General features: G+C 63.7%; 6 protein-coding genes. 4 read left to right on the top strand and 2 right to left on the bottom strand.

Features of this window, described 5'->3' with window-relative positions; all coding sequences use genetic code 11:
* Positions 1-27: 27 nt before the first annotated feature.
* Both LCH65_RS19750 and LCH65_RS19745 read right to left on the bottom strand, forming a co-directional pair.
* The gene (locus LCH65_RS19750; RefSeq protein WP_054081153.1) at positions 28-1,668 is read right to left on the bottom strand and encodes a methyl-accepting chemotaxis protein; all 1,641 of its coding nucleotides are present in this window, start codon (positions 1,666-1,668) and stop codon (positions 28-30) included.
* A gap of 265 nt (positions 1,669-1,933) precedes the next feature.
* A complete protein-coding gene (locus LCH65_RS19745; protein WP_187809613.1) occupies positions 1,934-2,929 on the bottom strand; it encodes an aldo/keto reductase in 996 nt (331 codons plus the stop codon).
* 156 nt (positions 2,930-3,085) lie between these two features.
* Between LCH65_RS19745 and LCH65_RS19740 the strand changes: the two genes are divergently transcribed.
* The 4 genes from LCH65_RS19740 to LCH65_RS19725 all read left to right on the top strand — a co-directional run bounded on the left by LCH65_RS19740 (position 3,086) and on the right by LCH65_RS19725 (position 26,776).
* On the top strand, positions 3,086-3,808 hold the full coding sequence (locus LCH65_RS19740) for a haloacid dehalogenase type II (protein ID WP_096106943.1): 723 nt from the start codon (positions 3,086-3,088) through the stop codon (positions 3,806-3,808).
* Positions 3,809-4,422: 614 nt separating this feature from the next.
* Positions 4,423-13,488, top strand: coding sequence for a non-ribosomal peptide synthetase (locus LCH65_RS19735; protein ID WP_226439736.1), 9,066 nt, complete (start codon positions 4,423-4,425; stop codon positions 13,486-13,488).
* Positions 13,485-17,597 (top strand): non-ribosomal peptide synthetase, encoded by a 4,113-nt coding sequence (locus tag LCH65_RS19730; RefSeq protein ID WP_226439735.1) that lies wholly within the window; start codon positions 13,485-13,487, stop codon positions 17,595-17,597. The genes LCH65_RS19735 and LCH65_RS19730 overlap by 4 nt, the downstream gene beginning before the upstream one ends.
* Positions 17,597-26,776, top strand: a complete 9,180-nt coding sequence (locus LCH65_RS19725) for a non-ribosomal peptide synthetase (RefSeq protein WP_226439749.1) — start codon at positions 17,597-17,599, stop codon at positions 26,774-26,776. The genes LCH65_RS19730 and LCH65_RS19725 overlap by 1 nt, the downstream gene beginning before the upstream one ends.
* The last annotated feature ends 66 nt before the right edge of the window (positions 26,777-26,842 follow it).

Below are 26,842 nucleotides of genomic sequence, written 5' to 3'. Positions count from 1 at the left end.
GCATCGTCGCGATACCTCATTGCACCCTCAGCCTGCCTTGAAAAACGCGACCTTGCGGGTCAGGCGATCCGCAAGCTGTGCCAGCTCCTCGCTGGCGGTAGCCACCTGCTGCGATCCATTGGCGGATTTGAGTGTCGAGTCGTGGATGCTGGTGATGTTCATCGCAACGTCTTCTGCCACTGAGCTCTGTTGAACCGAAGCGCTGGCGATCTGCGCGTTCATGTGATTGATCGCACTCACTTCCTGATTGATTCTCGACAGGGCGCTTTGGGCATTGCGTGTCTGCTCCACGGCGCGATTGACCAGTTCACAGCTGTCGCGCATGTTTTGTGCCGCGGTTTCAGTACCACCCTGCAGCGTGCTGATCATGTTTTGAATCTCCTGGGTCGACAGCTGGGTGCGATTGGCCAGCGAACGAACCTCATCGGCCACGACTGCAAAACCTCTGCCATGCTCGCCCGCGCGGGCGGCCTCAATGGCTGCGTTGAGCGCCAGCAGGTTGGTTTGCGAGGCAATCGAGTTGATCACCTCGATCACCGTTTCGATCTGCTCGCCGTGCCGTGACACCTGCTCCACGGTGCTGGTGGTTTCAGTCAGCGTGGCCGCCAGTTGTTCGATGGCGGTGGTCGTACCTTCGACGAGGCTGTTGCCGTTCGCCACCTCACTGTCAGCCAAGCGCGCAGCATCTGCGGCCTGTGCTGCGTAGCCCGAGACTTCACTGACCGTCGCGGCCATTTCACTGATCGCAGTGGCCACCTGTTCGGCTTCACGGGTCTGCACCATGATCTGGATGTTGTTGGCGGAGGAGGCTGCCGACAGCACGGTAGAGGACTGGCTGACCTCCTGAGCGGCCATTCGCACTTCGGTAATGGTTTCCGAAAGACGGCTCAGCGCCGTTTTCAGCACACCCATGACGCTGTCGGGATACGCTGTGGTGATGGTTTGCTGCAGATCGCCCGCAGCCAGTCGGCGAATGGCCTCGGCAACGTCGACAGGCTCCGCGCCCAGCGTCTTTTTCACGAAGCGAATGATGAACGCCGACAGCGCAATGCTCAGCAGTACAGCGAACGCAGTGGCCAGCAGCATCAGGCCACGGAACTGGCTGGCGGTCGCCTGCACATTATCCAGCTGAACCCTGATCGAGGCTTCCTCATGGTCGATGAGCGCGTTGATACGCTTCAGCCATTCGCTGTAGTCGCCGGAGGTCTGGCTCAGCAAAAGGGCCTGGGCACCGGCGATGTCTCCGGCACGGCGCAAGGCAATCACGCTCTTGGTAGAGCCGAGCGTTTGCTGTTCGATTTCCTTGATGCCACGCAGCAATTGGCGCTCCTCGGCACTTATATTCTGCTTGGCGAACAACTGCTCCATCGGTACAGCCGAGTCGACATAGTCCTTTTCAAGACGGGTCATCTCTGCCAGATGCAGCGCCAGGTCCTGATCGTTGTTGACCAGCACGGCATCGCGCAAAGCGATTGCACGATTGTGCACGCTTCCCCGGAAGTTGATCGCATAGCGCTGTACCTTGGCGGCATTTTCGCCTACGTCTTCCAGGGTGCTGTCGATGAACCCGACCCGCTGAATGCCAACGGCTGTGATCAAGATGAGCAGCGAGACGACAGCGGCAAATCCCAAGCCGATGCGCGTAGCCAGAGAAACCTGATTTTTCATGAAATGAACCCGAAAGAGGCAAGAGAAAAAGTCGAATTAAATAATGGCAAAGAGCCTTTATTCAGAATGGCCTGACGATACCGCCCAGTCGACTGACTGACTAATAGATATTTGCGTACAGTGACATAGACAGGTGTTATTTCAGAACGGTGTGACAGTTACGAAAGCTGCGGTGCGTTCTTTACGGGTATTCGTGGTCGCAGTCTCCAACAGGTAACCGGCGAGGCTCACGCCATTCGCCGGTCCCGGGGTTCTGCAGCGCCGGTCAGACGAAACCGGTCACTGCATGGGGCACGTACGGTGCCTCGAGGCGTTTGATGTCCTCATCACTGAGCACCAGTTGGAGTGCTGCGATGGCATCGTCCAGCTGCGTCGCCTTGGAAGCACCGACGATGGGCGCTGATACACCGCGTTTGGCCAACACCCAAGCCAGTGCGATTTGCGCCATCGGTACCCCGCGCTCTGCGGCAAGCTGTTCCACGGCATCGATCACTCGACCGTCTTCCTTTTCCGTCGCCTCGTAAAACGACTGGCCGGAAACGTCGGTTCTGGTCCGCTCGGTCTGCTGACCATGGGGCCTGGTCAGCCTGCCGCGTGCCATCGGGCTCCACGGCATCAGGCCGACACCCTGATCGATACACAGCGGGATCATCTCGCGCTCTTCTTCGCGATACACCAGGTTCAGGTAGTTCTGCATCGAGACGAACCTGCTCCAGCCATGCGCGGTTGCGACCTGCTGGGCTTTGGCGAACTGCCATGCGTACATGGAGGACGCGCCGATGTACCTGGCCTTGCCGGCCTTGACCACATCGTGCAGGGCTTCCATGGTTTCTTCGATGGGCGTGTCATAGTCCCAGCGATGGATCTGGTACAGGTCAACGTAGTCGGTGCCGAGTCGCGTCAGGCTCGCGTCTATACTGGACATGATGGCCTTGCGCGAGAGGCCCTTTTCGTTAGGGCGGGTCGAGCCTTCCCACATGTTCGCCGGAAAGAACACCTTCGTTGCGATCACGGTCTCGTCGCGACGCGTGAACTCTTTGAGCAATTTACCAACGATGGTTTCCGAGGTGCCTGCCGAGTAGCTGTTGGCCGTGTCAAAAAAATTGATGCCTTGCTCGACGGCGTGTTTGATGATCGGCTTGCTTGCTTCTTCGCCCAGTGTCCAAGGGTGCGTTCCGGCATCGGGCTCGCCGAATGTCATGCATCCAAGGCACAGTCTGGAAATATCCAGTCCTGTGTTGCCAAGCTTTACGTAGTCCATGAATCCTCCATCTACCGTTGATTGATCAGTCGCCGAGCAGTTTTGCGTTTACAGATGGGGCAATGCCTGCCCGAAACAACGCTCTTTGGCGCGATTGGTTCTATAGTTCTAATTCTGTAGAACTATAAGCGACTGTGCACGATTCGGGAGAGCAATATGGCCAGGCTGGAACAGATAGGGTTTCTCGGTTTCGATGTATTCGGCACCGTTGTCGACTGGCGAAACGGCGTGGCGCGGGCCGCGGCGCCCTTTCTGCAGCGGCATGGCGTGGACATCGATCCCCTTGATTTTGCCGATCAGTGGCGGAGCCTGTATCAACCTTCCATGCAGCGCGTGCGTGCGGGTGAGCGCCCCTACGTGACACTCGATGTGCTCAACCGTGAGAGTCTCGAAACCGTGCTGGCGCGCCACGAGGTGGATTTCGGCAGCATCCCCGGGGCCGAGCTCGCCGAGCTGAACAAGGCCTGGGAGCGGCTCGATCCATGGCCTGACTCGGTCGCAGGCCTGACCCGATTAAAGCGCAGATTCTCGATCGGTACGCTATCGAACGGACACATCGCCGGAATGCTCAACCTGGCTAAATTCGGCGGACTGCCCTGGGACGTCATCGTCGGCGCGGAGATCGCCGGCACCTACAAACCGATGCCCCAGACCTACCTGAAGTCTGCAAAAGCAGTGGGCCTGGCGCCGCATTGCGTCGCCATGGTGGCTGCGCATAACGCCGACCTGACTGCCGCACGTGCGAATGGCTTCAAGACCGTTTTCGTCCGACGCCCCGCCGAGCACGGGCCAGGCCAGACATCTGACCTGACCGCCGAACAGGACTGGGACGTGATCGTCGATTCCCTGACCGAAGCGGCTGACGCGCTCGATTGCTGAAGCGCCTGTTAGTGGGTTGCGCCAGTGCATTGCGCGCCGGGAAAAGTCGCCGCCGGACGCTGAAATTTCAAACCGCTCTCCCGCCTGGACAGCAGTGCCGTTTGACGGACACTTTCGCGGTTTGTAACTTTTTGTTTGCCTCATCGCCGAAAATCGTGGTTATTATCCCCGGCGCCCAGGGCCAAAAACCCAGCGCCAATGACTGTCACGGGTTCACAGACTCCGCAGTCACAGCCGATCGGGTCCACCCTGGCGCTGACACCCCGGCGCAGGCCGTTCCCCGTCGTTGACCCTCAAACGGAAGATGAGGTTTCAATTGGTCACGCGGTATGCAAACGTCAGTTCCAAGGGCAGAGCGATCAGTCTCGTCAACGAGCCAGCCACCCCCCTTTCTGTAGGCGAGTCGCGCCGTGCCGCGTTCGTCTGTCATCCCTCTGCGATCCCCCCGAGCGCTTGCATGTCAGGTCATGACATGAGCCCGAGAGCCCGCGCCGCACCTTCTCCCTGAGTCTCGATGTTCATCCGGCATTTCTCATGCCGTGCCTGACGGGCTTGCTGCTCTGCGCTCCCGTCTGCTCATAAAAAAATAATCTGCTCACGGACGGTGATTTCTGATGGTCGACCAATCTTCCTCGCGCGGGACGGGCTTCGCTCATCCTGATACAGAGCAACCATTTGACCAAAACCAGTGTGTGCACGGCCTTTTCGAGGCACAGGTGCAACGCAATCCTGACGCCATCGCGGCACGCTTCGAGCTGGACACGCTTGACTATGCGACGCTCAATACCCGTGCCAACCGTTTGGCCCACTACCTGCGCAGCCTCGGTGTCGGGCCGGATGTGCGTGTCGGGATTTGCCTGGAGCGCTCGCTGGACATGCTGGTCGGCGTGCTCGCGGTACTCAAGGCGGGCGGTGCCTACGTGCCGCTGGACCCCGCGTACCCGAAAGCCCGTCTGGCACACATGCTGGCAGACAGCGCGCCACGCGTACTGCTGAGCCATGCTCCGGCGCGCGCGGCGTTGTTGGCGGCGCTGGAGAAGGTTGGAGTCGCAACGCAGGTGCTCGATCTGGCCGATAGCCGGCTGTGGGCAGCGCAGCCGACGCACAACCCTGACCCACACGCGGTTGGTCTGACGTCCCGCCATCTGGCGTACGTGATCTACACCTCGGGCTCCACCGGGACGCCCAAGGGGGTCATGGTCGAGCACCGTGGGCTGATCGCGGTCAGCGCCGCCTGGGAGCCGTTGTACGCGCTGCACAAGCCCCTCAATCACCTGCAAATGGCCGGGTTTTCCTTCGATGTGTTCAGCGCCGACCTGATCCGCGCACTGGGTTTTGGCGGCACGCTCGTGCTCTGTCCGCGAGACACGTTGATGGACCCACCTGCGCTGTATCGCCTGTTGAGCGAGGCGCGCATCGATTTCGCGGACTTCGTGCCTGCGGTGCTCAACCTGTTGCTGACCTGGACGCAGGAGGCAGGGCGCGACCTGTCGTTCATGAACACGGTGGTTTGCGGCTCGGACATCTGGACAGCGCACAGCGCGCGCCAACTGCGTAGGTTGTGTGGCGAGCATGTACAAATCGTCCAGGCCTACGGTGTTACCGAAGCGAGCATCGACAGCACCTGTTTCGAGTTCGAGCCCGACAGCCACGTCGATGCGGTGCTGCCCATCGGACGGGCGTTGGCCAACACGCGGATTTACCTGCTCGATACCGCTGGCGAGCGTGTTCCCCAGGGCGTGACCGGCGAACTGTACATCGGCGGCGCGGGGGTAGCGCGCGGCTACCTGAATTTGCCGGAACTGACCCGCGAGCGCTTCATCGACAGCCCGTTCGTGGCCGGTGAGCGGTTGTATCGTACTGGCGACCTGGCCCGCTATCGGGCTGACGGCCATCTGGAGTTTCTCGGGCGCAACGACTCGCAGGCCAAGCTGCGCGGCCTGCGCCTGGAACTGGGTGAAATCGAGGCGCGTCTGGCCGAGGTTGCCGGTGTGCGTGACAACGTGGTTGTGCTGCGCGAGGACAACGCGGGCGTGCCCAGGCTGATTGCCTACTTTCGCGAACAGACCGGCGCAGCGCTGACGCCCAAAAGCCTCCGCCAGCATCTGCAGCTCAGCCTGCCGGACTACATGATTCCTGCCGCGTTCGTGCGTATGGACGCGCTACCGCTGACCGCCAATGGCAAGCTGGACCGCATCGCACTGCCCGAGCCGGGGGATGACGCGTTCGATCGGCATGTTTTCGAAGCCGCGCAAGGCGCGCTGGAAATGGATATTGCGGCCATCTGGGCCGAGGTGCTGGGCGTCGAGCGAGTCGGTCGCCAGGATCACTTTTTTGCACTCGGCGGCCACTCGCTGCTGGTGATGCGCGTATTGGCCAAGGTTCGGCAGACGCTGCATCTTGAGGTGTCACCCTCAGCCCTGTTTACCGCCCCCGTGCTGCAGCAGTTCGCCGAACGACTGAGCACCGCTCAGCAGGGCGACGCTCGTCCACCGATCATGGCTGTAGAACGTAGCGGGGCACACATGTTGTCGTCTGCTCAGCAGCGTCTGTGGTTTCTGGCGCAGATGGAAGGCGGCAACGCGGCCTACCACATGCCCTTGAACCTGCGCCTGCGCGGGCCGTTGCAAGTGGCCGCGCTGGAGCGCAGTTTCAATCATCTGGTGGCCCGCCACGAGGCGCTACGCACCACGTTTTTCGCGGTCGAGGGCGAGGGGCGGCAGCGCGTTGCGGCGGCGGGAGCGATCATTCCGTTGCCAGTCATCGATCTGCGCGGCGAGCACGATGCCCAGGCGCGTCTGCTGGCGTTGATCGACGCAGAGGGCAGCAAGCCGTTCGACCTGGCGGTGGGGCCGTTGATGCGCGTCCGCCTGGTCAAACTGGCCGATGATGATCACGTGTTGTTGCTGACCCAGCACCACATTGTTTCGGATGGCTGGTCGATGGGCGTGCTGACCCGCGAGTTGGGGCTGCTCTACGCAGCGGCTATTCAGCAATCGGCCGCGCTCGGGCAGTCCCTGGCACTGCCGCCGTTGCCTGTCCAGTATGTGGATTACGCGGCCTGGCAACGCCAGTGGCTGTCCGGTGAGGTGCTGGACGCGCAGCGGTGCTACTGGCGTGAAACCCTGAGCGGTGCGCCGCTACTGCTGGAGTTGCCCACCGATCATAAACGTCCGGCGGCCCAGGATTACCGCGGCGGCTTCGTGCCGCTGGTCTTTGACCGCACGCTGACAGCACGGCTGCGAGTGTTGGCTACGCAGCAGGGCACCACGTTGTTCATGAACCTGCTGGCGGCCTGGTCGCTGCTGCTGATGCGCCTGTCGGGGCAGGATGACGTGGTCATTGGTGTGCCCTCGGCGAACCGCAGCCAGCATGAGCTGGAAGGGTTGATCGGGTTCTTCGTCAATACCCTGGCCCTGCGCATGACCCGCTCCGGCAGCCCGACGGTGGCCAACTGGCTGCAACAGGCGCGCAACGTAGCGCTTGCCGCTCAGGAACATCAGGACTTGCCGTTCGATCAAGTGGTGGAGTTGCTCAACCCGCCGCGCAGTCTGGCTTACAGCCCGGTGTTCCAGGTGCTGTTCGCCTGGGAGCAGCATCAGGATTCGGATCTGGAGTTGTCCGGGCTCGACGTCAGCGTGCTGCAAAGCGTCCAGCCAGTGGCCAAATTCGACCTGCAACTGGCACTCAGCGAACGTGACGGACAAATCGTCGGTGGCCTGGAATACGCGTCGGGGCTGTTCGAGCCGGAGACCGTGGTGCAGATGGGCGACTACCTGCGCCGCCTCCTCATGCAGATGGTCGAGGACAGCGAACAGCCGCTGGCGACGCTCGACCTGCTCAACGCCGAGCAGCACCGACGGATCGTCCACGACTGGAACCGCACCGAGCGCGATACCTCGGCACAGCCCGATTGCGTCAAGCGCTTCGAAGCCGTTGCGCAGCACACACCCGACGCCGTGGCGTTGCTGGCCGATGAGCGAGCGCTGACTTACGCTGCGCTCAATCTGTCTGCCAACCGCCTGGCGAATTACCTGATCGAGCAGGGCGTGGGTCCCGAGCAGCGCGTGGGGCTGTGTCTGGAGCGCTCGCCGCAGATGATCATCGGCCTGCTGGCCATTCTCAAGACCGGCGCCGCTTACGTGCCGTTCGATCCGGCATATCCGGCCGAGCGGCTGGCGTTCATGTTCGCGGATGCCGCTCCAAGCCTGCTGCTGACCCAGACTGCACTGCGTGCCGGTCTGCCGCCATTGCCCGACACGCTGCCGATCTGCTGTCTCGACGTGGAGGCGCAGCGCTGGTCTGGGTATTCCGAGGCCAACCCGCAAGTCCCCGTCAGCCCCGGCAACCTGGCTTACGTGCTCTACACTTCCGGCTCGACCGGGCGGCCCAAGGGCGTGGCGCACAGTCGTGCCGCCCTGGATAACCTGATCGCCTGGCAACTGGAACAGACGCCTGTTTCACAACGCGTGCTGCAATTCGCATCGTTGAATTTCGACGTGTCGTTTCAGGAAATCTGCAGCACGTTGTGCCAGGGTGGCAGCCTGGTGCTGATGAGCGAAGCCGGCCGCAAGGACCTCGCTGCGCTGCGTCCGACGCTGGTGGCCGAGGGCGTACAACGGGCGTTTCTGCCGTTCGCCGTGCTTCAGCAACTGGCCAGCTTCACTGAAACCGGCGCGTCGGTGCCGATGCCCTTGCCAAAGGGCGGCTGCGAAATCATCACCGCTGGCGAGGCGTTGCTCGTCAACGACGAACTGCGTGCCTTTGTCTGCGGCCTTGGCGGTGCACAACTGCACAACCAGTACGGCCCGACCGAAACCCACGTGGTCAGCCAGTTCAGCCTGAACTGTGACGACGCCACGCAGTGGCCGGACGCACCGCCGATTGGCCGGCCCATCGCCAATGCGCGTTTGTATGTGCTGGACGGCGACCTGAACCCGGTGCCGGTCGGCGTGGCAGGCGAGCTGTATATCGCCGGTGCGTGCCTGGCCCGGGGTTATCTGAATCGTCCGGACCTGAGCGCTGAACGCTTCCTGCCTGACCCGTTCAACCCACTGCCTGGTGCGCGCATGTACCGAAGCGGGGATCTGGCGCGGTTCCAGGCCGACGGCAATGTGCAGTACCTGGGGCGCATCGACCAGCAGGTCAAGTTGCGCGGTTTTCGCGTCGAGCTGGGCGAGATCGACAGCCTTCTGCACCAGCAACCCGGTGTTCAGGAAGCGGTGGTGCTGCTGCGCGAAGACGTGCCGGGCGACAAGCGTCTGGTGGCCTACGTGGTGGGGCCTGCAACCGCCGAAACGCTGCGTGCCGAGCTGCACCGCCACCTGCCGGAACACATGGTGCCGACGGCCTGGGTGGCGCTGGCGCAATTGCCGCTGACCCGCAACGGCAAGCTCGACCGTCAGGCGCTGCCGGTGCCAGAGCGGCAGGCCGCCAGTGCCTATGTGGCACCGCGCGACGAGACCGAGCGGCAGATGGTGTGCATCTGGGCCGAGGTGCTCAAGTGCCAGCAGGTTGGTATTCACGACAACTTTTTCGAGCTGGGCGGGCATTCGCTGCTGGCCACACGGATGATCTACATGATCAACCAGCGCATGGGCGCGCAACTGTCCCTGAGCAGCCTGTTCAAGACGCCGGTGCTGATGGACCTGGCCGAGCAGGTGCGGCTCGGGCGGGGTGACGGGCCTTCGCTCGACACACCCTTTGCCCCGATTGAAGCTGATCGCAGCGCACGTTTCGCGCCGTTTCCGTTGACCGACATCCAGCAGGCGTACTGGTTTGGCCGCGAAGCGTCGGTCAGCCTCGGCGGGGTCAGTGCCCACGGTTATGAAGAGCTGCGCATCCCCGGCCTCGACGTGCCACGTTTCGAGCAGGCGCTGAACCGCATGATCCAGCGGCATGACATGCTGCGCGTGGTGTTCCTCGGCGACGGCACGCAGCAGGTTCTCGACAGCGTGCCGACCTACCACATGCCACGCAACGATCTGCGCGGCCTGTCCGCCGACGCCGCGCAGCAGGCCCTGCAAGACACCCGCGAACGTCAGTCCCATCAGGTCCTGGACGCCGGTCGCTGGCCGTTGTTCGAGTTCAGTCTGTCGTTGCTCGATGAGGGCATCAGCCATCTGCACATCAGCCTTGATGCCCTGATCGTCGACGCCGCGAGTACGCAGATTCTGGCGCGCGAACTGATGGCATTTTATGCCGACCCGCAGTTGCAATTGCCCGAACCGGGTCTGACCTTTCGCGATTACGTGCTGGCCGAGCAGCGCTTGCGCAATGACAGCCGCTACGCACAGGCGCTGGACTACTGGCGCGAGAAGGTTGCCACGCTGGCTCCTGCGCCGGACCTGCCGCTGGTGTGCCAGCCGGAAAGTATCAGCCAGCCGCACTTTACCCGCCGCGACCGCGAGCTTTCAGCGCTGCAGTGGTCACGGCTCAAGGAACTCGCCAGGCAATTTGCCGTGACGCCGTCGGTGATGCTGCTGACCGCGTTCAGCGAAGTGCTGGCGCTGTGGAGTCGGCAGCCGCGCTTCACGTTGAGCCTGCCGCTGTTCAACCGCATGCCGCTGCACCCGGATGTTGATGAAATCATCGGTGACTTCACCTCGCTGGTCTTGCTTGAGGTCAATCTCGACGGGGCCGCGAGCTTCATCGACAAGGCGCGTGCCGTGCAGGCACGGCTGTGGCAAGACATCGACCATTCGGTGGTCAGCGGGGTGCGCGTGCTGCGTGAATTGTCCCAGGCCCGTGGCGTGCAGCAGACCGCCATGCCGATCGTGTTCAACAGCACCCTGTCGGAAGCCGCGCCGGAGCTGGCCGAATTCAATCTTGCCGACGCCCTGAATGCCGAGCACATACACAGCATCACCCAGACCCCGCAGGTCTGGCTTGACCACACGTTGCTAGAGCTGGAAGGGCGCCTGCTGTTCAACTGGGACAGCATCGACGAGTTGTTTCCGCAAGGCCTGATCGAACAGATGTTTGTCGCCTACAACGCGCTGCTGGATCGCCTGCTGCAGGCCGATGCCTGGAGCGCCGGTACGGTGGACCTGATACCGCTGGCACGCTTGCCGGTGCCCGAGGCCGGGCCCGTTGACTCGGCGCTGATGCACGAACTGTTCGATCGCCAGGCACTCGTTGCGCCGGATGCGCTGGCGGTCATCGGCACCCAGCGGCAGTTGAGTTATCGCCAGCTGCGAGCCGAAGCGCGGCAACTGGCGGCGCTGCTTCAGCGTCGCGGCGTGGTGCCCAATCAACTGGTCGCGGTGATCATGGAACGTGGCTGGGAACAGGTCGTCGCGACGCTGGCGATCCAGTACGCTGGCGGGGCCTACCTGCCGCTCGACCCGGCACTGCCGACCGAGCGTCTGGAGCACATCCTGCAACGCGCCGAAGCCAGCCTGGCGCTGACTCAGCCGGCACTGCTGCAACGTGTCGAGTGGCCGGCGCAGGTCCAGGTGATCAGCGTGAGCGACCCGATCATTGCCGACGCTGGCCTTTGCGATCAGTCCGAATTACACGCCGTGCGTCTCACCCCGGACGATCTGGCCTATGTGATCTACACCTCGGGTTCGACCGGCCTGCCCAAGGGCGTGGTCATCGATCATCGCGGTGCGGTGAATACGCTGCTCGACATCAACCGGCGCTTTGCCGTCGGCGCTGCGGACCGGGTGCTGGCGGTTTCGTCGCTGAGTTTCGACCTGTCGGTCTATGACTTCTTCGGCACGCTGGCCGCTGGCGCGGCGGTGGTGCTGCTCGAACCGCAGCAGGCCCTCGACCCGGCGCACTGGCTGAAGCTGATCGAGCGGCATCAGGTCAGCCTGTGGAATTCGGTGCCAGCCTTGTTCGGCATGTTGCTGGAGTATGTGCAAGGCGAGCGCAGCGCGTTGCCGTCGTGCCTGCGCGTGGCGATGCTGTCAGGCGACTGGATTCCTCTGACGCTGCCCGAGCGTGCCTGGGCGCTGCAGCCGGCGTTGCAACTGATCAGCCTTGGCGGGGCGACCGAAGCGTCCATCTGGTCGATCCAGTATCCGCTGCAGCAGGTCGACCCCGCGTGGCGCAGTATTCCCTATGGCAAGGCGCTGGATCACCAGCGCTTCTATGTGCTGGATGACGCCTTGCAGGTTCGCCCCACCTGGGTGGCGGGGCAGTTGTATATCGGCGGTATTGGTCTGGCCAAGGGCTATTGGCGTGATGAAGCCCTGAGCGCCGGCAGTTTCTTCGCCCACCCGCTGACCGGCGAACGTCTATATCGGACCGGCGATCTGGGGCGCTGGCTGCCCGACGGCAATATCGAGTTTCTCGGGCGGGAAGACACCCAGGTCAAGGTCCAGGGGCACCGCATCGAGCTGGGCGAGATCGAAGCGGCGCTCAATCGCCATCCCGGCGTGCAGAGCGCCGTGGTGCGGGTGCTCGGCGAAGCGCTGGGCGAGAAGCGGCTTGCGGGTTATGTACTCAAGGCCGATCCCTCGTTGCAGGCCAGTGATTTTGCCCAGTACCTGGCAGACAAACTGCCGGCCTACATGGTGCCGACTTCGTTTACCTTCGTGCAGGAGTGGCCGCTGTCGGCCAATGGCAAGGTCGACAAGAAGCGCCTGCCGCAGCCAGCACAGATTCAGGATGCCGGCCCCGCGCTGGAAGTGGAGGGGCCACAGGAGCAACAACTGGTGATGATCGTGCAGGGCGTGCTCAAGCGTGCTTCGATCGCTGCCGACGCCAATTTGCTCAACCTGGGCGCCACCTCGATCGACATTGTCAGGATCAGCAATGCGCTGTCCGGCGAACTGCAGTTCCGTCCCAACGTTGCGCAATTGCTGGCACAGCCGACCTTGCTCAACCTGCTCGGCATGTATCGCCGGAATCTGGCCAACGGCAGTGTGGTCGACAGCGTTCGGCAGCGCGCGGGTTCGTCCGAGCAGGTGATCGAGGATCCGCAGCAGCGGGCGCGCTTCAAGGCCGACCAGCGCGGTCGGCGGACGTTCACCCCAGAGGTTGCGGCGCTGAATCTTGCGCGTCCGGATGATCCGGCGTTCGCGCGGCGCTTCAGCGATTACCGCTCGGTACGCCAATTCGCTGACCGATCCATTCCGACCGAGGCGTTTGCTGGGTTACTGGCCAGCCTGGCGCAGGGGCAATTGCACGGCGAGGTCAAATACCAGTTCCCGTCCGCAGGCGGCCTGTACCCGATCCAGTGCTACCTGTATGTCAAACCGCAGCGGGTCACCGGCGTTGCTGCCGGCGCCTATTACTACGACCCGGTTCAACACCGCCTGCTGATGCTCGACAGCGAGCCGCTCGACCCTGACACCTACGATTATTTCGTCAACCGCCCGGTGTATGAAAACGCCGCGTTCTCGCTGTTCTTCATCGCCGACATGGCCGCGATCCGGCCGCTGTATGGCGAGCGCAGTCGCGACTTCTGTCATATCGAAGCCGGGGGCATGGCGCAATTGTTGACCATGACGGCGGTGGAGCAGGGCCTTGGCCTGTGTGGCATGGGCTCGCTCGAAGAGCAGCAATTGTCGGCCCTGTTCGACCTGGGACCGAATCATCAGTTGATCTACTCGATGGTGGGCGGCCTGCGCACTGCCGACGAACAACGCCGCGCACAGGTCGAGGCGTTCGCCTCTTCCGCGGATCAAACGGACGACGCCAGCGACATGGAGGAGATAGAGATATGAATGCCTATCAATTGCTGGAGTTGTTCGGTCGCCACGCCGTGGTGCTTGAAGTGGACGGCGAGAAACTGCGTTGCAAGGCGCCGCGCGGCTTTCTGAATGACGAGATGTTGCAGGCGCTCAAGCAGCACAAGGCAGAGCTGATTGCCTTGCTGAGCGGCACCGACCCGGCCGCGATTCCTCGGCGTGCCGCCGGGCAAACGGCTGTTCCGCTGTCGTTTTCACAACGCCAGCTGTGGTTTCTCGATCAGATGGAACCGGGCAATGCGTTCTATAACGTGCCCACTGCGGTGCGGCTGAAAGGCGTGCTGGATGTATCGGCGCTGGAGCGGGCGCTGAACGAATTGATCACGCGCCATGAAATATTGCGCACCACGTTTGCCAGCGTGGACGGCGAGCCACGGCAGATCGTGCACCCGGCGATGCCGCTGGTGATGCCACGTGTCGACCTGCGTAACCTGTCGCCGACGGCGCGCCAAGCGCAGGTCAGCATGGCGGTGGAGCAGGAGGCCAAAGCGCCGTTTGACCTGGCCAGCGGCCCGTTGCTGCGGGCCTCGCTGCTGCGCCTGGCCGATGAGGAATATCTCTGGTTGTACAGCGTGCACCACATCATTGCCGATGGCTGGTCGATGGGCGTGATCCTTCAGGAAGTGACTACCGTGTATGGCGATTTTCTGCGCGGTCAGGCGTCCAGTCTGGCGCCGCTGGCGGTGCAGTACGCTGATTACGCCTGCTGGCAGCAACAGCGTCTGGGCGACGAGGCGCTGGCCGGGCAGCTGGAGTTTTGGCAGCGCACGCTGGCCGATGCGCCGCCGCTGCTCGACATGCCTGCCGACCGGCCGCGTCCGACCGTGCAGCGCTACGTCGGGGCGACCTTCAGCTCGACGGTCGACGGCACCACCTTGCGTGCGCTCAATGCGCTGGCCAGACAGACCCAAGGCACGCTGTTCAACGTGCTGATCGGCGCGCTGTCGGTCCTGCTCTGGCGCCACAGCGGTCAGCGGGACCTGTGCATCGGTACGCCATTCGCCAACCGCAGCCGTCCCGAAATCGAGCCGCTGATCGGCCATTTCGTCAACACTCAGGTGATTCGCCAGCGTCTCGATCCGCAGCAGACCTTTGCCGAACTGTTGCGCGAAGTACGCGCCACGCTGCTGGATATCCATGCGCATCAGGATGTGCCTTTCGACCGCGTGGTGGAAGCCGTCAACCCGCAACGCGATACCGCGTATTCGCCTCTGTTTCAGGTCATGATGGTGTTGCAGAACACCCCGGGCAACGCCGCACAGATGCCGGGCTTGAGCATGACGCCATACGGCACCGGGAGCGCCACGGCCAAGTTCGACCTGGCGTTCGAATGGGTCGAGCGCGACGGTGTGCTGAGCCTGCTGGTGGAATACAACACCGACCTGTTCGACCAGACCAGCATTGAGCGCCTGAGCGGGCATTATCGTCAGCTGCTGGAACAGGTGGCGCTGAACCCCAAGCAGCCTGTCGGCGCACTGACGCTGGTCAGCGCTGCCGAACGCGAACAGATTCTGAATGAGTGGAACAGCCCGGCACCGCTGGCCCAGCCCGTCGACTGCGTGCATCGCCTGATCGAGGCTCAGGTCACGCGTCGGCAGGCCGAGTGTGCGGTCATCTTCGAAGGTCGATCGCTGAGCTACAGCCAGCTCAACAGTCAGGCCAACCGCCTGGCGCATCACTTGCTCACCCTCGGCGTCGGCCCGGACGTGCGCGTGGCGGTCTGTATCGAACGTTCGCTGGAACTGCCGGTGGCCTTGCTGGCGGTGCTCAAGGCCGGGGGCGCCTATGTGCCGCTGGACCCGGATTATCCGTCAGGGCGCCTGCGGCATATTCTCGATGACACGTCCCCGGTAGTACTGCTTGCCCAAGGGCCGACGCGCAAGATCCTGCGCGAGGCCCTGCAAGGTGCGGATTTCGAGGTGCCGATCCTCGACGTGCAGGCCGATGCCGTGCTCTGGGCCGAGTGCCCGTCGGACAATCCGCAGCCGCAGCGTGTTGCGGTGAACGCCGACCATCTGGCGTATGTGCTGTACACCTCCGGCACCACGGGGCTGCCCAAGGGGGCGATGGTCACGCATCGCGGGCTGAGCAACCTGCTGCTCTGGTGTCAGCGGTTCTGCGGCGAACGCGGGAGCATGCTGCACAAGATTCCATTCGGTTTCGACGCTTCGGCCTGGGAGATCTTCTGGCCGTTGCTCACCGGGGGCAGGCTGGTCATCGCCCGTCCCGGCGGGCATTTCGAGCCCGGTTACCTGGCGCAGGTGGTACGCGAACAAAGCGTCACCGCGATGGTGTTCGTGCCGGCCATGTTGCAACTGTTTCTGGAGGTCGAAGAGGTCAGCGCCTGTCACACCCTGAAGGATGTGTTCAGTGGCGGCGGGGAGCTGTCACCCGCAGTGGCCAGGCTGTTTCAGGCGCGTCTGCCACATGCCCGCCTGCATAACGTCTATGGTCCGACCGAAACCACAGTGATCAGCAGTGTCTGGACGCTGGAGCCCGGTGCCGACGTTCCGCCGCGCCAATTGCCCATTGGCCGGCCCATCGCCAACACCCGTTTTTACGTGCTCGACGAGCGTGATGCGCCGGTGCCGGCCGGGGTCACCGGTCAGTTGCACATTGGTGGTGTCGGCGTTGCACGGGGTTATCTGGGGCTGGACGAGCTGACTGCCGAACGGTTTATCGATAACCCGTTCGTTGCCGGTGACCGGTTGTACCGCAGCGGCGATCTGGCGCGTTATCGTCCGGACGGTCAGTTGGAGTTTATCGGTCGCAACGACTTTCAGGTCAAGTTGCGCGGCATTCGCCTGGAACTGAGTGAAATCGAAGCGCGGCTCGACCTGTTCCCCGGTATTCGCACCAGTGTGGCGTTGATCGTCGGTGACAGCGCGCAGAACCAGCGCCTGGTGGCGTGCTGCGTCACCGACAGCGCAGTGGACAAATCCGCACTGCGTGCGCACCTGGCAACGACTCTGTCCAGCGCCGTCATGCCCAGCGCTTATCTGTGGCTGGACGCCTTGCCGCTGACGGTCAACGGCAAGATCGACCGTGCCGCACTGGCGGCACTGGCCGATCAGGATCTGGCCGACCGGCAGGTCAACCTCGGCAGCCCCAGAGACCATATCGAGCTGACCCTGTATCAGATCTGGAAAGACCTGCTGCTGGTGCCGCAGATCGGCATTCGCGACAACTTCTTCAACGTCGGCGGGACATCGATTGCGGCGATCAAGATGGCCTACGAAATTGGCCGGGCGTTCAGCGTCGAGGTGCCTGTGCGTGTGATCCTCGGCCACCCGACCATCGAGGCACTGGGCGGCTGGCTGCGTACCGGCGCCAGCCTGGCCGCGGCGCAGGACAACCTGATCGAATTCCGGCGCGGTGCCGGGCAACGCAACGTGGTGTGCATTCACCCGGCGGGCGGCACGGCGTTCTGCTACCTGTCGCTGGCCAAGGAGCTGCCGGAAAGCATCGGTGTTTACGGTGTGCAATCGCCGGGGTTGAACCCTGGAGAAAGCACCGAGCCGAGCGTTGAAGCGATGGCCGACGCCTATCTGCGGCGGATCGCGGCGTTGACCTCACAACCGCTGGTGCTCACCGGGCTGTCGTTCGGTGGTCTGGTGGCGTACGAAATGGCCCGGCGTCTGACGGCTGCCGGCCATCGTCAGGTGACGGTGGTGCTGCTTGATACCCAGGGCTCGGATGACCCGGGGTTCCGGCAACAGATCGGGACTGTGGACATGGCTGAGTTCCGCGACAAGCTGGTGCGCTTCAACGGCATGTACCCCGGCATCGAAGACGCGCAGGTCGAGCGGTATTTCCATCTTTACAACCACAACCGTCTGGCTATGGCCGCTTACGAGTGTGCGCCACACGCCGGACGCATCGTGTTGATTCAGGCCCGTGAAGGCTTCAGCCGCACGCAGTTGCATGAGCTGCGCAGCTTCTGGCGTCGTCGCGCGGGCAACGGTTACAGAGCCCGGCTGGTGCACGGCGGGCACTGGGACATGCTGGAAAGTGCCGAGGTGCATCGGGTCTCGCAGACGCTCAGGCAAGAGCTGCAACGTTTCGACACGCAGGAGGCACAATGATGAGTCGGCACGAGGAGAATATCGCCCGCAACTCCATGACCCTGCTGTCGCGTTTTGCCGAGCAGGTACGCCGTGATCCTCAGGCGCTCGCCGTGATCGACCGGCAGGTACGGCTGACCTACGTGCAACTGGCCAGCGCCAGCGAACGCATCGCCAAAGGGCTGCTGGCACAAGGCGCAGGCCCTGCGGAGCCGATTGCCCTGTGCATGCCGCGCGGCTGGCAATGGGTCGCCACGATAATCGCCGTGCTGAAAGTAGGGGCTGTGGTGGTGCCACTGGATCGGGCCAGCCCGGCCCGGCGTCGACAGCTGATGCTCGACGACGGGGGTTGCGTCGGGCTGGTGACCCTCGGCGAAGACGCTGACACCCTGGCAGCACCACAACGTGGCTGGTACGTCAGCGTCGAAACCCTGCTGGAACTCCCCGATCAACCGGCACTGCCGCTGCCCGAGGATTTCGCTGCGTCGAGTTTCCTGTTCTACACCTCAGGCACCACCGGCACCCCGAAGGCTGTGGAGGTGGGCGAGCGCGGCCTGTTGCGTCTGGCCCGGACCGACGGCTGCCTCGACATTCGCGCAGGCGAGCGCGTGGCCTGCCTGTCCAACCCGGCGTTCGATGCCTGTAATTTCGAACTGTGGGCACCGCTGCTCAACGGCGGTTGCTGCGTCATCATTGCCGACGCAGACCTGCAGGACGCGCAACAGCTGGCCAGCGTGCTGGAAACGCAGCAGGTCGACAGCCTGTTCATGACCGTTTCGCTGTTCAACACCTTGAGCGCAGATAACCCCACCTGTTTCGCCAGCCTGCGCCAGGTGCTGATCGGCGGTGAGCAGGTCAGCGCCGGGGCGGTGCGTGCCTGGTATCAGGCCAATCCCGACAGCCGCTGCCGGATTTTCAACGCCTACGGACCCACTGAATGCACCACCTTCGCCGTGTGCTATCCGATCCCCCGCGACTTTTCCGGTGATGCGGTGCCGATCGGTCGGCCATTGCCCGACACCAGCGTGCAAGTGCTCGACCCGCAACAGCGCCCGGTTGCTCAAGGCGAGGCGGGCGAGCTTTACCTGAGCGGCAGCGGGGTCGCACGCGGTTACCGCAACCGTCCCGCAGAGACCGCGCAGCATTTCCTGCGCCTGCCGACAATCGAGGCCGGGGACGTGCTGCATTACCGAACCGGCGATCAGGTGCGGGTCAATGCCGATGGGCTGATCGAGTACCTGGGGCGGATTGACCGTCAGGTGAAGGTCCGCGGTTTTCGCATCGAGCCGGGCGAGGTCGAGCAGCGTATTCTGGAGCACCCGAAGGTGGCGCAGGTGCATGTCTGTACGCGCAGGCAGGCAGCTGAAGACCACCAGTTGCTGGCCTTCATCGTGCCGCGCGAAGCGCTGGACTATCGCGATTTCGATCAGCACCTGCGCGAAAACCTGGCGGTATGGATGCGCCCGCATCAACTGTTTGTGCTGCAGCGCCTGCCGTTGACCCGCAATGGCAAGATCGATCAGCGTGCGCTGCTGGAGCAGCCCTTGAAGCCGTGGCGACCACAGGCCGGTTCACGTCCTGACGAGCAACACTCGCCCACGCTGGACTGGCTGCTGACCCGGGCCCGCAGGTTGCTGGCGCAACCTGAGCTGAACGGCGAGGATGACTGGCTGGGCAGCGGCGGCGACTCGCTCAAGGCCATGCGTTTGCGCTCTGCAATCCGCACACACTGGCGCCGGGAAATCACCCTGGGTGCGCTGCTGAGCGAATCGTTTTCGGCACTGGCCGAGCGCCTTGGCGATGATCAGGGTGCGGAATCTGCCTATCCGCCCGCGCCGCCCGTCAACCGTTCAGGGCGTGCGCCGGCCACTGCCGAGCAAAGTCGCCTGTGGTTGATGCAGCAGCGCGCGCCGCAGGCGACGGCCTACAACGTGCCAATCATCCTGCACCTGGCGGCAGGCGTGGAGCTGAACGCATTGGCCGACGCCGTGCAGCGCCTGCTGACCCGGCACAGCGGGCTGCGCACGGCGTTCGTGTCCGCTGCTGAAGGGCTGCATCAGCAGGTTCACCAACGGGACGCGGTGTGCCAGAGCTTTGCCACAGGAGCGTTCAGTGAACAGACCTGGCGCAGCTTTGCAGCCCTGGTGTTCGGTACACCTTTCGATCTGGCAACATCGGCGCTGTGTAAGGCCTGGCTGCTGCCGTTTGCCGATGGCAGCTGTCGCTTGCTGCTGAACCTGCACCACGTGGCCATCGACGGCTGGTCGATGAACCTGTTGTTCGATGATCTGGTGCAACTGTACGACGATGCGCTGCAGGGGCGGCCGAGTGCCGAAACCTCGCCCGGTCTGGGCACGCTGGAGTTCGCACTCTGGCAACGGCAATGGCGTGTCGACCCGCGTTACCGCGATCAGCGCCGCGCCCTGGCCGGGTTGCACCGTCAGCACCCGGCGCCTTCGCCCGCGCTGCTGCCGGTTCGTGGTCCAGACCCGCAGGCACGGCTCTATCGTCAGCCGCTGGGAGCCACGCGCAGTGCTGCACTGGATCGGTTTTGCAGCCGCCAGCGTGTCACTCGTTATGAGGTGCTGTTCAGCGTTTATGCCTGGAGCATTTACGCCCTGACCGGTTGTGAACGGCCACGCATCGCCAGCCCGGTATCCAACCGTCCTCTGAGCGAATTCGAAGACGCAATCGGGATGTTCGCCAACACCGTGCTGATCCCCACGGCGTTCGACGGCGACAAGCCGCTCGACCAGCAGCTGCATCAGCAGACCGCCACAGTGCGTGAGGTGCTGGCCTTGCAGGACGTCGCTCTGGCGGACCTGGTGGAAGACCTGCGGCTGTCGTCGAGCAGTGCGCTGTTCGATTTCATGTTCGTACTGGAAAACACCGACTACGCCAGGCTGGCCCATACCGGCCTGCGGGCCACGCTGGAATTCAACGAGACGGTGCAGGCCAAGTGCCCGCTGACCTTGCTGGTGGTCGATGCCGGGTCACAATTGGAATGCTGGTGGGAGTACCAGTGCAGTTATTTCGATGCGGCACAAATGGTCGCCGTCAATCGGCTGTTGCAACAGGGGCTTGATCTGCTACTGGAGAAGCCGTTGGCCACCCTCGATGCGCTGCTCACGCCTTACCGCTTCAGCCTGCCGCCCGCCAGTCAGGGCGACAGCGCTGAGCCGCCGTTCAACACCGTGGCCGACTGGTTCGCCTATCAGGTCAGTTGCACGCCGGATGCTCCGGCACTGGTCGTCGATCAGCAGTGCATCAGCTACGCCGAACTGGATGCACTGGCCGATACGCTGGCGGCCACCCTGATCGAGCAGTGTCCGTTGCCGGAGGAAAATGGTGCGCCGCTGCAAGTGGTCCTGTACCTCGAGGCGTCGGTCGAGCACATCGTGGCCTTGCTGGCGCTGGCCAGGCTCAACCTGACGGCTGTGCCCCTCGATCCTGGCTATCCGCTGGCGGTGCAGCGTCAGGTCATGCAGCAGGCACAGCCCGGCTGTGTGCTGTACAGCGCGGCCACCGAGGCGGCACTGGAGCAATTGAACGCAGACCGGCAGATCTGTCATCAGGTCGACCTGAGCGCTGCGGCGCGACCGTTCGAGCGTCGCCGTCACGCGGGGCAACGACCGTTGTACACGCTGTTCACGTCCGGTTCGACGGGGACCCCGAAAGGGGTTCAGGTGCCGGACCGGACCCTTTGCAATCTGTTGCACTGGCAGCGCAATGAGGGGCAGTTGCCAGCGAAGTCCGTGACCCTGCAATTCTCCATGCTGTCGTTCGATGTGTCGTTTCAGGAGATTTTCAGCACCCTCTGCGGCGGAGGCTGTTACCACCTGATCAACCCGCGCTGGCGGCAGGATGCCCAGGCATTGCTGAGCTATCTGGTGCAGACGCGCATCGAGCGGTTGTTCCTGCCATGCGTGGCCTTGCAGCATCTGGCGCAGACCGCTGTCAGCCAGGGCGTGTATCCGCAGGCGTTGCGCGAAGTGATCACGGCGGGCGAGCAACTGCTGTGCACCGAGGCATTGCGCAACTGGTTCGGCGGCATACCCCAGGCACGGCTGTTCAATCATTACGGCCCGACCGAAACCCACGTGGTCAGCGCCTGGCGCTTGCCTGCGGCGGTTCAGGACTGGCCGCTGCGCGCGCCGATCGGGCGTGCAGTGAGCAATGCACGTCTGCTGCTGGTGGATGAACACGACCGGCCGGTGCCGCGTGGCAGTCAGGGCTATCTGCTGGTGGCAGGGCCGATGATTTCGCGCTGCTACCTCGCTGACCCGGTGCTGAATGCCGCGCGCTTTGTCGAGTTGCCGCAAGCTGAGGGCATGACCCTGTTCTATCGCACCGGGGATCTTGCGCGGGCTGATGAAAACGCCTGCCTGCACTACCTGGGTCGGGACGATCAGCAGATCAAGATCAGTGGCCAGCGTCTTGAACTGGGGCAGATCGAGGCCGCGCTGATGCAGGTCGCTCAGGTGAGCAACGCGGTGGTGGCCACGCAGGGTGAGCCGCCCCGGCTGGTGGCCTGGTTGCACAGCGAGGGTACGCTGCCCGATGCACAGCAGTTTGACCGACAGATCAGCCTGCACCTGCCAGCGCATGTGCGTATTGACGAGTACCGGCGGGTTGTCACCTGGCCGCGCACGCCGAGCGGCAAGGTTGATCGCAGGGCGCTGGGAGATCTGGGCGAGGTGTTGCAACGGCAGCGCACCGGGCTGCCTGCGGCGCCGTTGAGCGCACTTGAACAGCAATTGAGCGAGTTGTTCGTGGCGGTCATCGGTCGCGACATCGAGCCTGATCAGACCTTCTTCGAAGCCGGCGCCACCAGCCTTGGCCTGATGCGCCTGCACGCCCGTTACAACGAAGCACTGCCGCAGCCGGTGGCAATGGCAGCGTTGTTCGAGCATGTCAGCGTGCGTCGCCTGGCGCAGCATTTGTCCTTACCAGCAGGGCAAATGCCCGCGGCTGCTGAGGGCAATGAGCGAGGTGCCAAGGCTGGCGAACAACCCATGGCGATCATCGGCATGTCGGTGAATGTGGCCGGGGCGAGCAACCTCGCCGAGTTCTGGGCGATGGTCCAAGGAAACCGGTTGGGCATCGAGCAGTTCGACGCCGCCGAAGGGCTGGTCGGAGCGCGCAGTCAACTGACCGGCCTGCTGGATTTCGATCCCGAGTATTTCGGCATCAGCCTGCAGGAAGCACGGTTGATGGACCCGCAACAGCGGCACCTGCTGATGGGCTGTGTGCAGGCACTGCAACATGCCGGGCTCACGCCCAAAGCCGACGGTCCGCGCATCGGCCTGATCGCCAGTTGCGGCGAAACCACGTATTTCCAGCAAATGCTGCGCGAAACCGCCGAGGGTGATCTGCCGGACGGCTTTCAGATGGCGCTGCACCACGACAAGGACTTTCTGGCTACCAAGGCGGCTTACCACCTCGACCTCGGCGGCCCGGCACTCAGCGTCCAGGCGGCATGCGGCAGCTCACTGATTGCCGTGCACCTGGCGGCGGCGATGCTGCGTCAGGGCGACAGTGACGTGATGCTGGCCGCCGGGGTGTTGATCGACCCGACTCTGACCGATGGCTACCGCTATCGTCCACAGCACATTTTTTCCCGCGACGGGCTGTGTCGCCCGTTCAGTGACGACGCCAGCGGCACCATTGGTGCCAGCGGTTATGGTGTGGTAGTACTCAAACCGCTGGACCGTGCCCAGGCCGACGGCGACCGGATCTACGCACTGGTCGAAGCCTCTGCGCTGAACAACGATGGTCGCGCCAAGATGAGTTACACCGCGCCGTCGGTGGCGGGGCAGAGTGCTGTGATCAGCGAGGCGTTGCGCAAGGCCGGGGTCAGTGGCGCCGACATGGGCTACATCGAGGCCCACGGTACCGGCACACTGTTGGGCGACCCGATTGAAGTGGCTGCCTTGACCAAGGCGTTCGGCGCGGCGCCGCCCGCCAGTTGCGCACTGGCTTCAGTGAAAAGCCAGGTGGGTCATCTGGGCGCGGCTGCCGGCGTGGTCGGGTTGATTCGCGCGACGCTTGCCGTGTTCCACGGAGTGATCCCGCCCAACCTCGGCTTTGCCCGGATCAATCCGCAAATCGATCTGCAGCGCTCGCCGTTCTACATACCCAGCACCTCACGGCCCTGGCCCGAGGGGCGTCGGCGTCTGGCCGGGGTCAGCAGTTTCGGCATCGGTGGCACCAACGCGCATGTGATTGTCGGCGCCGCGCCGCAGCAGACAGACCGCGTCGAGGATTGCCCGGCGTGCCTGCTGCTGTCAGCGCACAGCCGTACTGCTCTGGAGCGGGACATGCTGGCGATTGAAGCCTGGCTCAACGCCTTTCCCGAGCAGCAGGCCGCGTTGCTGCGTTACCTGCAAAACGGTCGACGCGCGTTGCCCTGGCGCTTCGCGATGATCTGCCCGCCCGGTCAGACGCCGCGCCTGCAAGCCTCGTCGATCCAGGAGGTGAAGCTTTCTGACGTGCGAGTAAACGCCAGCGAGCATTCGCCGCAGGCCCTGCTGGACGCCTGGTATGCGGGGGCCAGTATCGAAGGGTCGACCGGTTCGGCGCCGCCACCCTGGGACTTGCCACCGTCGGCATTCGATCTGCAGACCTTTCGCTTCAAAGCGGCCGCTCGCACCGAACTGCAGAAATCGTCAGTCGTCGAGCGCCAGCCGCTGGCGGACTGGTTTTATCAGCGTCAGTGGCAGCGGGTAAACCGTCTGCGTATAAACCCGACTGGCGAGGGTCGTGAAGTGCTGGTGGTGTGCAGCCATGAGCGTCTGGATGCCACCACGCTTGGCAGCCTGCAGAGCGTCTATCGGCACGTCATTGAGGTGCAGGCCGGCAATGGCTACCAGCAGCTTGGCCTGAATCGTTATGAGCTCGACCCGCTGGACCCTGTGGCGTTGGGTCGATTGATCAGTGCGCTCGATCAGAGTGGGCAGACGGCGAGCGAACTGGACTGGCTGCATGCCTTGCCGCTGTCGGTGGGCGGGGCGGTTGACGAGCAAAGCCTGGCGGCCGCGCAATGGGCCTGTCTGGATACGCTCAGCGCGTTATTGCAGGCGTGGGGGCAGAACGCACAGAAGACCGCCCTGCGGCTCTGGCTGCTGTCCTGGCGAGCGTGCCCGGTGAACGGCCAGGTCATGCGCCCGGAACTGGCGGCGCTGGCCGGTATCACCGAAGTGGCGCCGCAGGAGTACCCAATACGCTGTCACTGGCTGGACCTGCCCACGGCGCAGTTGAGCACCCAAGCTCCGCACCTCGCAGCGCTGCTTGCCGAACCGGCGTCGCTGCCGCGACGCATGGCCATTCGTGATGGTTATCTGTGGCAGCCACAGCTGCTGGCCAGTCCGCTGGCGGCTCCGACGGCGGCTTCGAATCTGCTGCCGGCGAACGGCACGTTCCTGGTGCTGGGCGGCACAGGCGGCATCGGTCGTACCTTGTGTGAACACCTGCTGCGATCCAGCCAGCGCCGGGTAGTGCTGCTGTCGCGAGGTGGCGGGTGCCCGAAAGAACTGCACGCCTATGCTTCGCGCATCGACAGCATCGCTGCGGATATTGCCGACCTGGCGCGCTGGCCCACGGTGCTGGAACACTTGCGTGAGCGTTATGGTCACTTTGACGGCGTGATTCACGCGGCTGGCACCGGAGCAGGCAGTCTGATCCGTCAGCGCGATGCTCAGGTGCTGTCTGAGGCGATGGCCAGCAAGACCCGCGGCATGCTGGCGGTCGAAGCGTTGATCGAGCAGATGACGCCGGGGTTCGTGCTGTACAGCTCTTCGATGTCGGCACTGTTCGGCGGCGCCGGGCACCTGGACTATGCCGCCGCGAGTGCCGTGCTTGACGGTTTTACCCACTACCGTGCGCATGCCGAAAATGGCTGTGTGCGTCTGGGCATCAACTGGGACATCTGGCGCGATGTCGGCATGGCCGCTGCCAGTGGTGTCGGGGATGACGCGCATCAGCGACACCTGGCGGTCGGCATGTCGGCACAGGAGGGTTGCTGGGTATTCGATGCAGCCATGACGGCTCAACTGCCGCAACTGCTGATCTCGACCACCGATCCGGACACGGCGCGACAGTTTTACCCGGTTCGCCACAGCGCAGGTTCGACGCTGGCCGACACTGCGCCAGTGCTGGCGGCAGACACTGCAGCGCCGGACCGTCTGCCCGAGCATCTGCATGACTGCCTGTGCAAATGGCTCGGCGTGAGTGCGCTGCAGCCGGATGCCTCGCTCTATGAGCTGGGCGCCGATTCTCTGACCCTGCTGGACCTGATCGACGAACTGCAGGCCGCGACTGGCGTGGTCTTCCAGTTGTCGCAGTTCAGCCACAAGGTCAGCCTGGCCGAGGTGCTGGCGCTGGTGCGGACGTCAGTGCCCGAACCGGCTGCGGACGAAAACCAGTGGGCTGATGCAGTGAGGATCGATCAGTGGCATGCGGGCGCGGGCCGCGAGCGCCTGTATCTGATTCACCCGGTGGGTGGCGACGTGCAGGCGTATCGCGAGCTGGCCTCGGCGCTGCACCCTGATCTGGGCGTGTGGGTGATCGCCGATCCGGCCTTGCGCCTGCCCGAACTGCCGAACATCAGCGTGGATGAGCGCGCGCAGCTGTATCTCAAGGCGTTGCAGGCCCATCACCCCGACGGCACGGCATGGCGTCTGGCTGGCTGGTCGTTCGGCGCATGGGTGACGCAGGCGATGTGCAGCCTGCTGACGGAGGATTGCGAGCAGCCGTTGTTGTACCTGATCGATCCCCCCGCGCCGGATGCGGGTAACGAGCTGGCGCAGATCGGTGAAGCGCAGATTCAGCAGGTCTTCCAGCGCGAGTTTTCTGCACGGCGCGGCCTCAACACAGCCACCGGCACGACCAGCGAAGACACATCGCGTTACCTGCAAAGCCTGATTGTCTGCTGCCAGAACAACATGGCGAGCATGGCGGGCCACCGGCCCGTGGCGTTGTCGCGCACTCCCGTGCGGCTATTCATTGCCACGCAGCCCAATCCTTATGGCATGGGCAGCGCCTGGCGGATGGCCGATCTGCAGCGGGCCTGGCAAGGGCTGTTGCCGCACCTGCTGAGCTGGCAAGCACTGGACACCGATCACTACGGCATTGTCGCAGCGCCCTGGGCGCAGGTGATGGCCGAGATGATCAATGCCGATCTGTCGGCGGAGCAGGGCTGAACGTCAGCGGCAGGCTTTTCAGGCGGGGCTTATGTCCCCGCAAACGAACCACGGGCATGGTGATCG

It is taken from the genome of Pseudomonas sp. MWU16-30316 (genome assembly GCF_020515645.1).
GTDB lineage: Bacteria > Pseudomonadota > Gammaproteobacteria > Pseudomonadales > Pseudomonadaceae > Aquipseudomonas > Aquipseudomonas cerasi.
Note: the sequence above shows the minus strand (reverse complement) of the source record. Positions and strands in the feature narration are given on the sequence as shown.

What these genes read in the sequence shown, in the direction of transcription:
- LCH65_RS19735 (WP_226439736.1), top strand. Translation starts at nt 4,423, where the DNA reads ATGGTCGACCAATCTTCCTCGCGCGGGACGGGCTTCGCTCATCCTGAT.
- LCH65_RS19730 (WP_226439735.1), top strand. Translation starts at nt 13,485, where the DNA reads ATGAATGCCTATCAATTGCTGGAGTTGTTCGGTCGCCACGCCGTGGTG.
- LCH65_RS19740 (WP_096106943.1), top strand. Translation starts at nt 3,086, where the DNA reads ATGGCCAGGCTGGAACAGATAGGGTTTCTCGGTTTCGATGTATTCGGC.
- LCH65_RS19745 (WP_187809613.1), bottom strand. Translation starts at nt 2,929, where the DNA reads ATGGACTACGTAAAGCTTGGCAACACAGGACTGGATATTTCCAGACTG.
- LCH65_RS19725 (WP_226439749.1), top strand. Translation starts at nt 17,597, where the DNA reads ATGAGTCGGCACGAGGAGAATATCGCCCGCAACTCCATGACCCTGCTG.
- LCH65_RS19750 (WP_054081153.1), bottom strand. Translation starts at nt 1,668, where the DNA reads ATGAAAAATCAGGTTTCTCTGGCTACGCGCATCGGCTTGGGATTTGCC.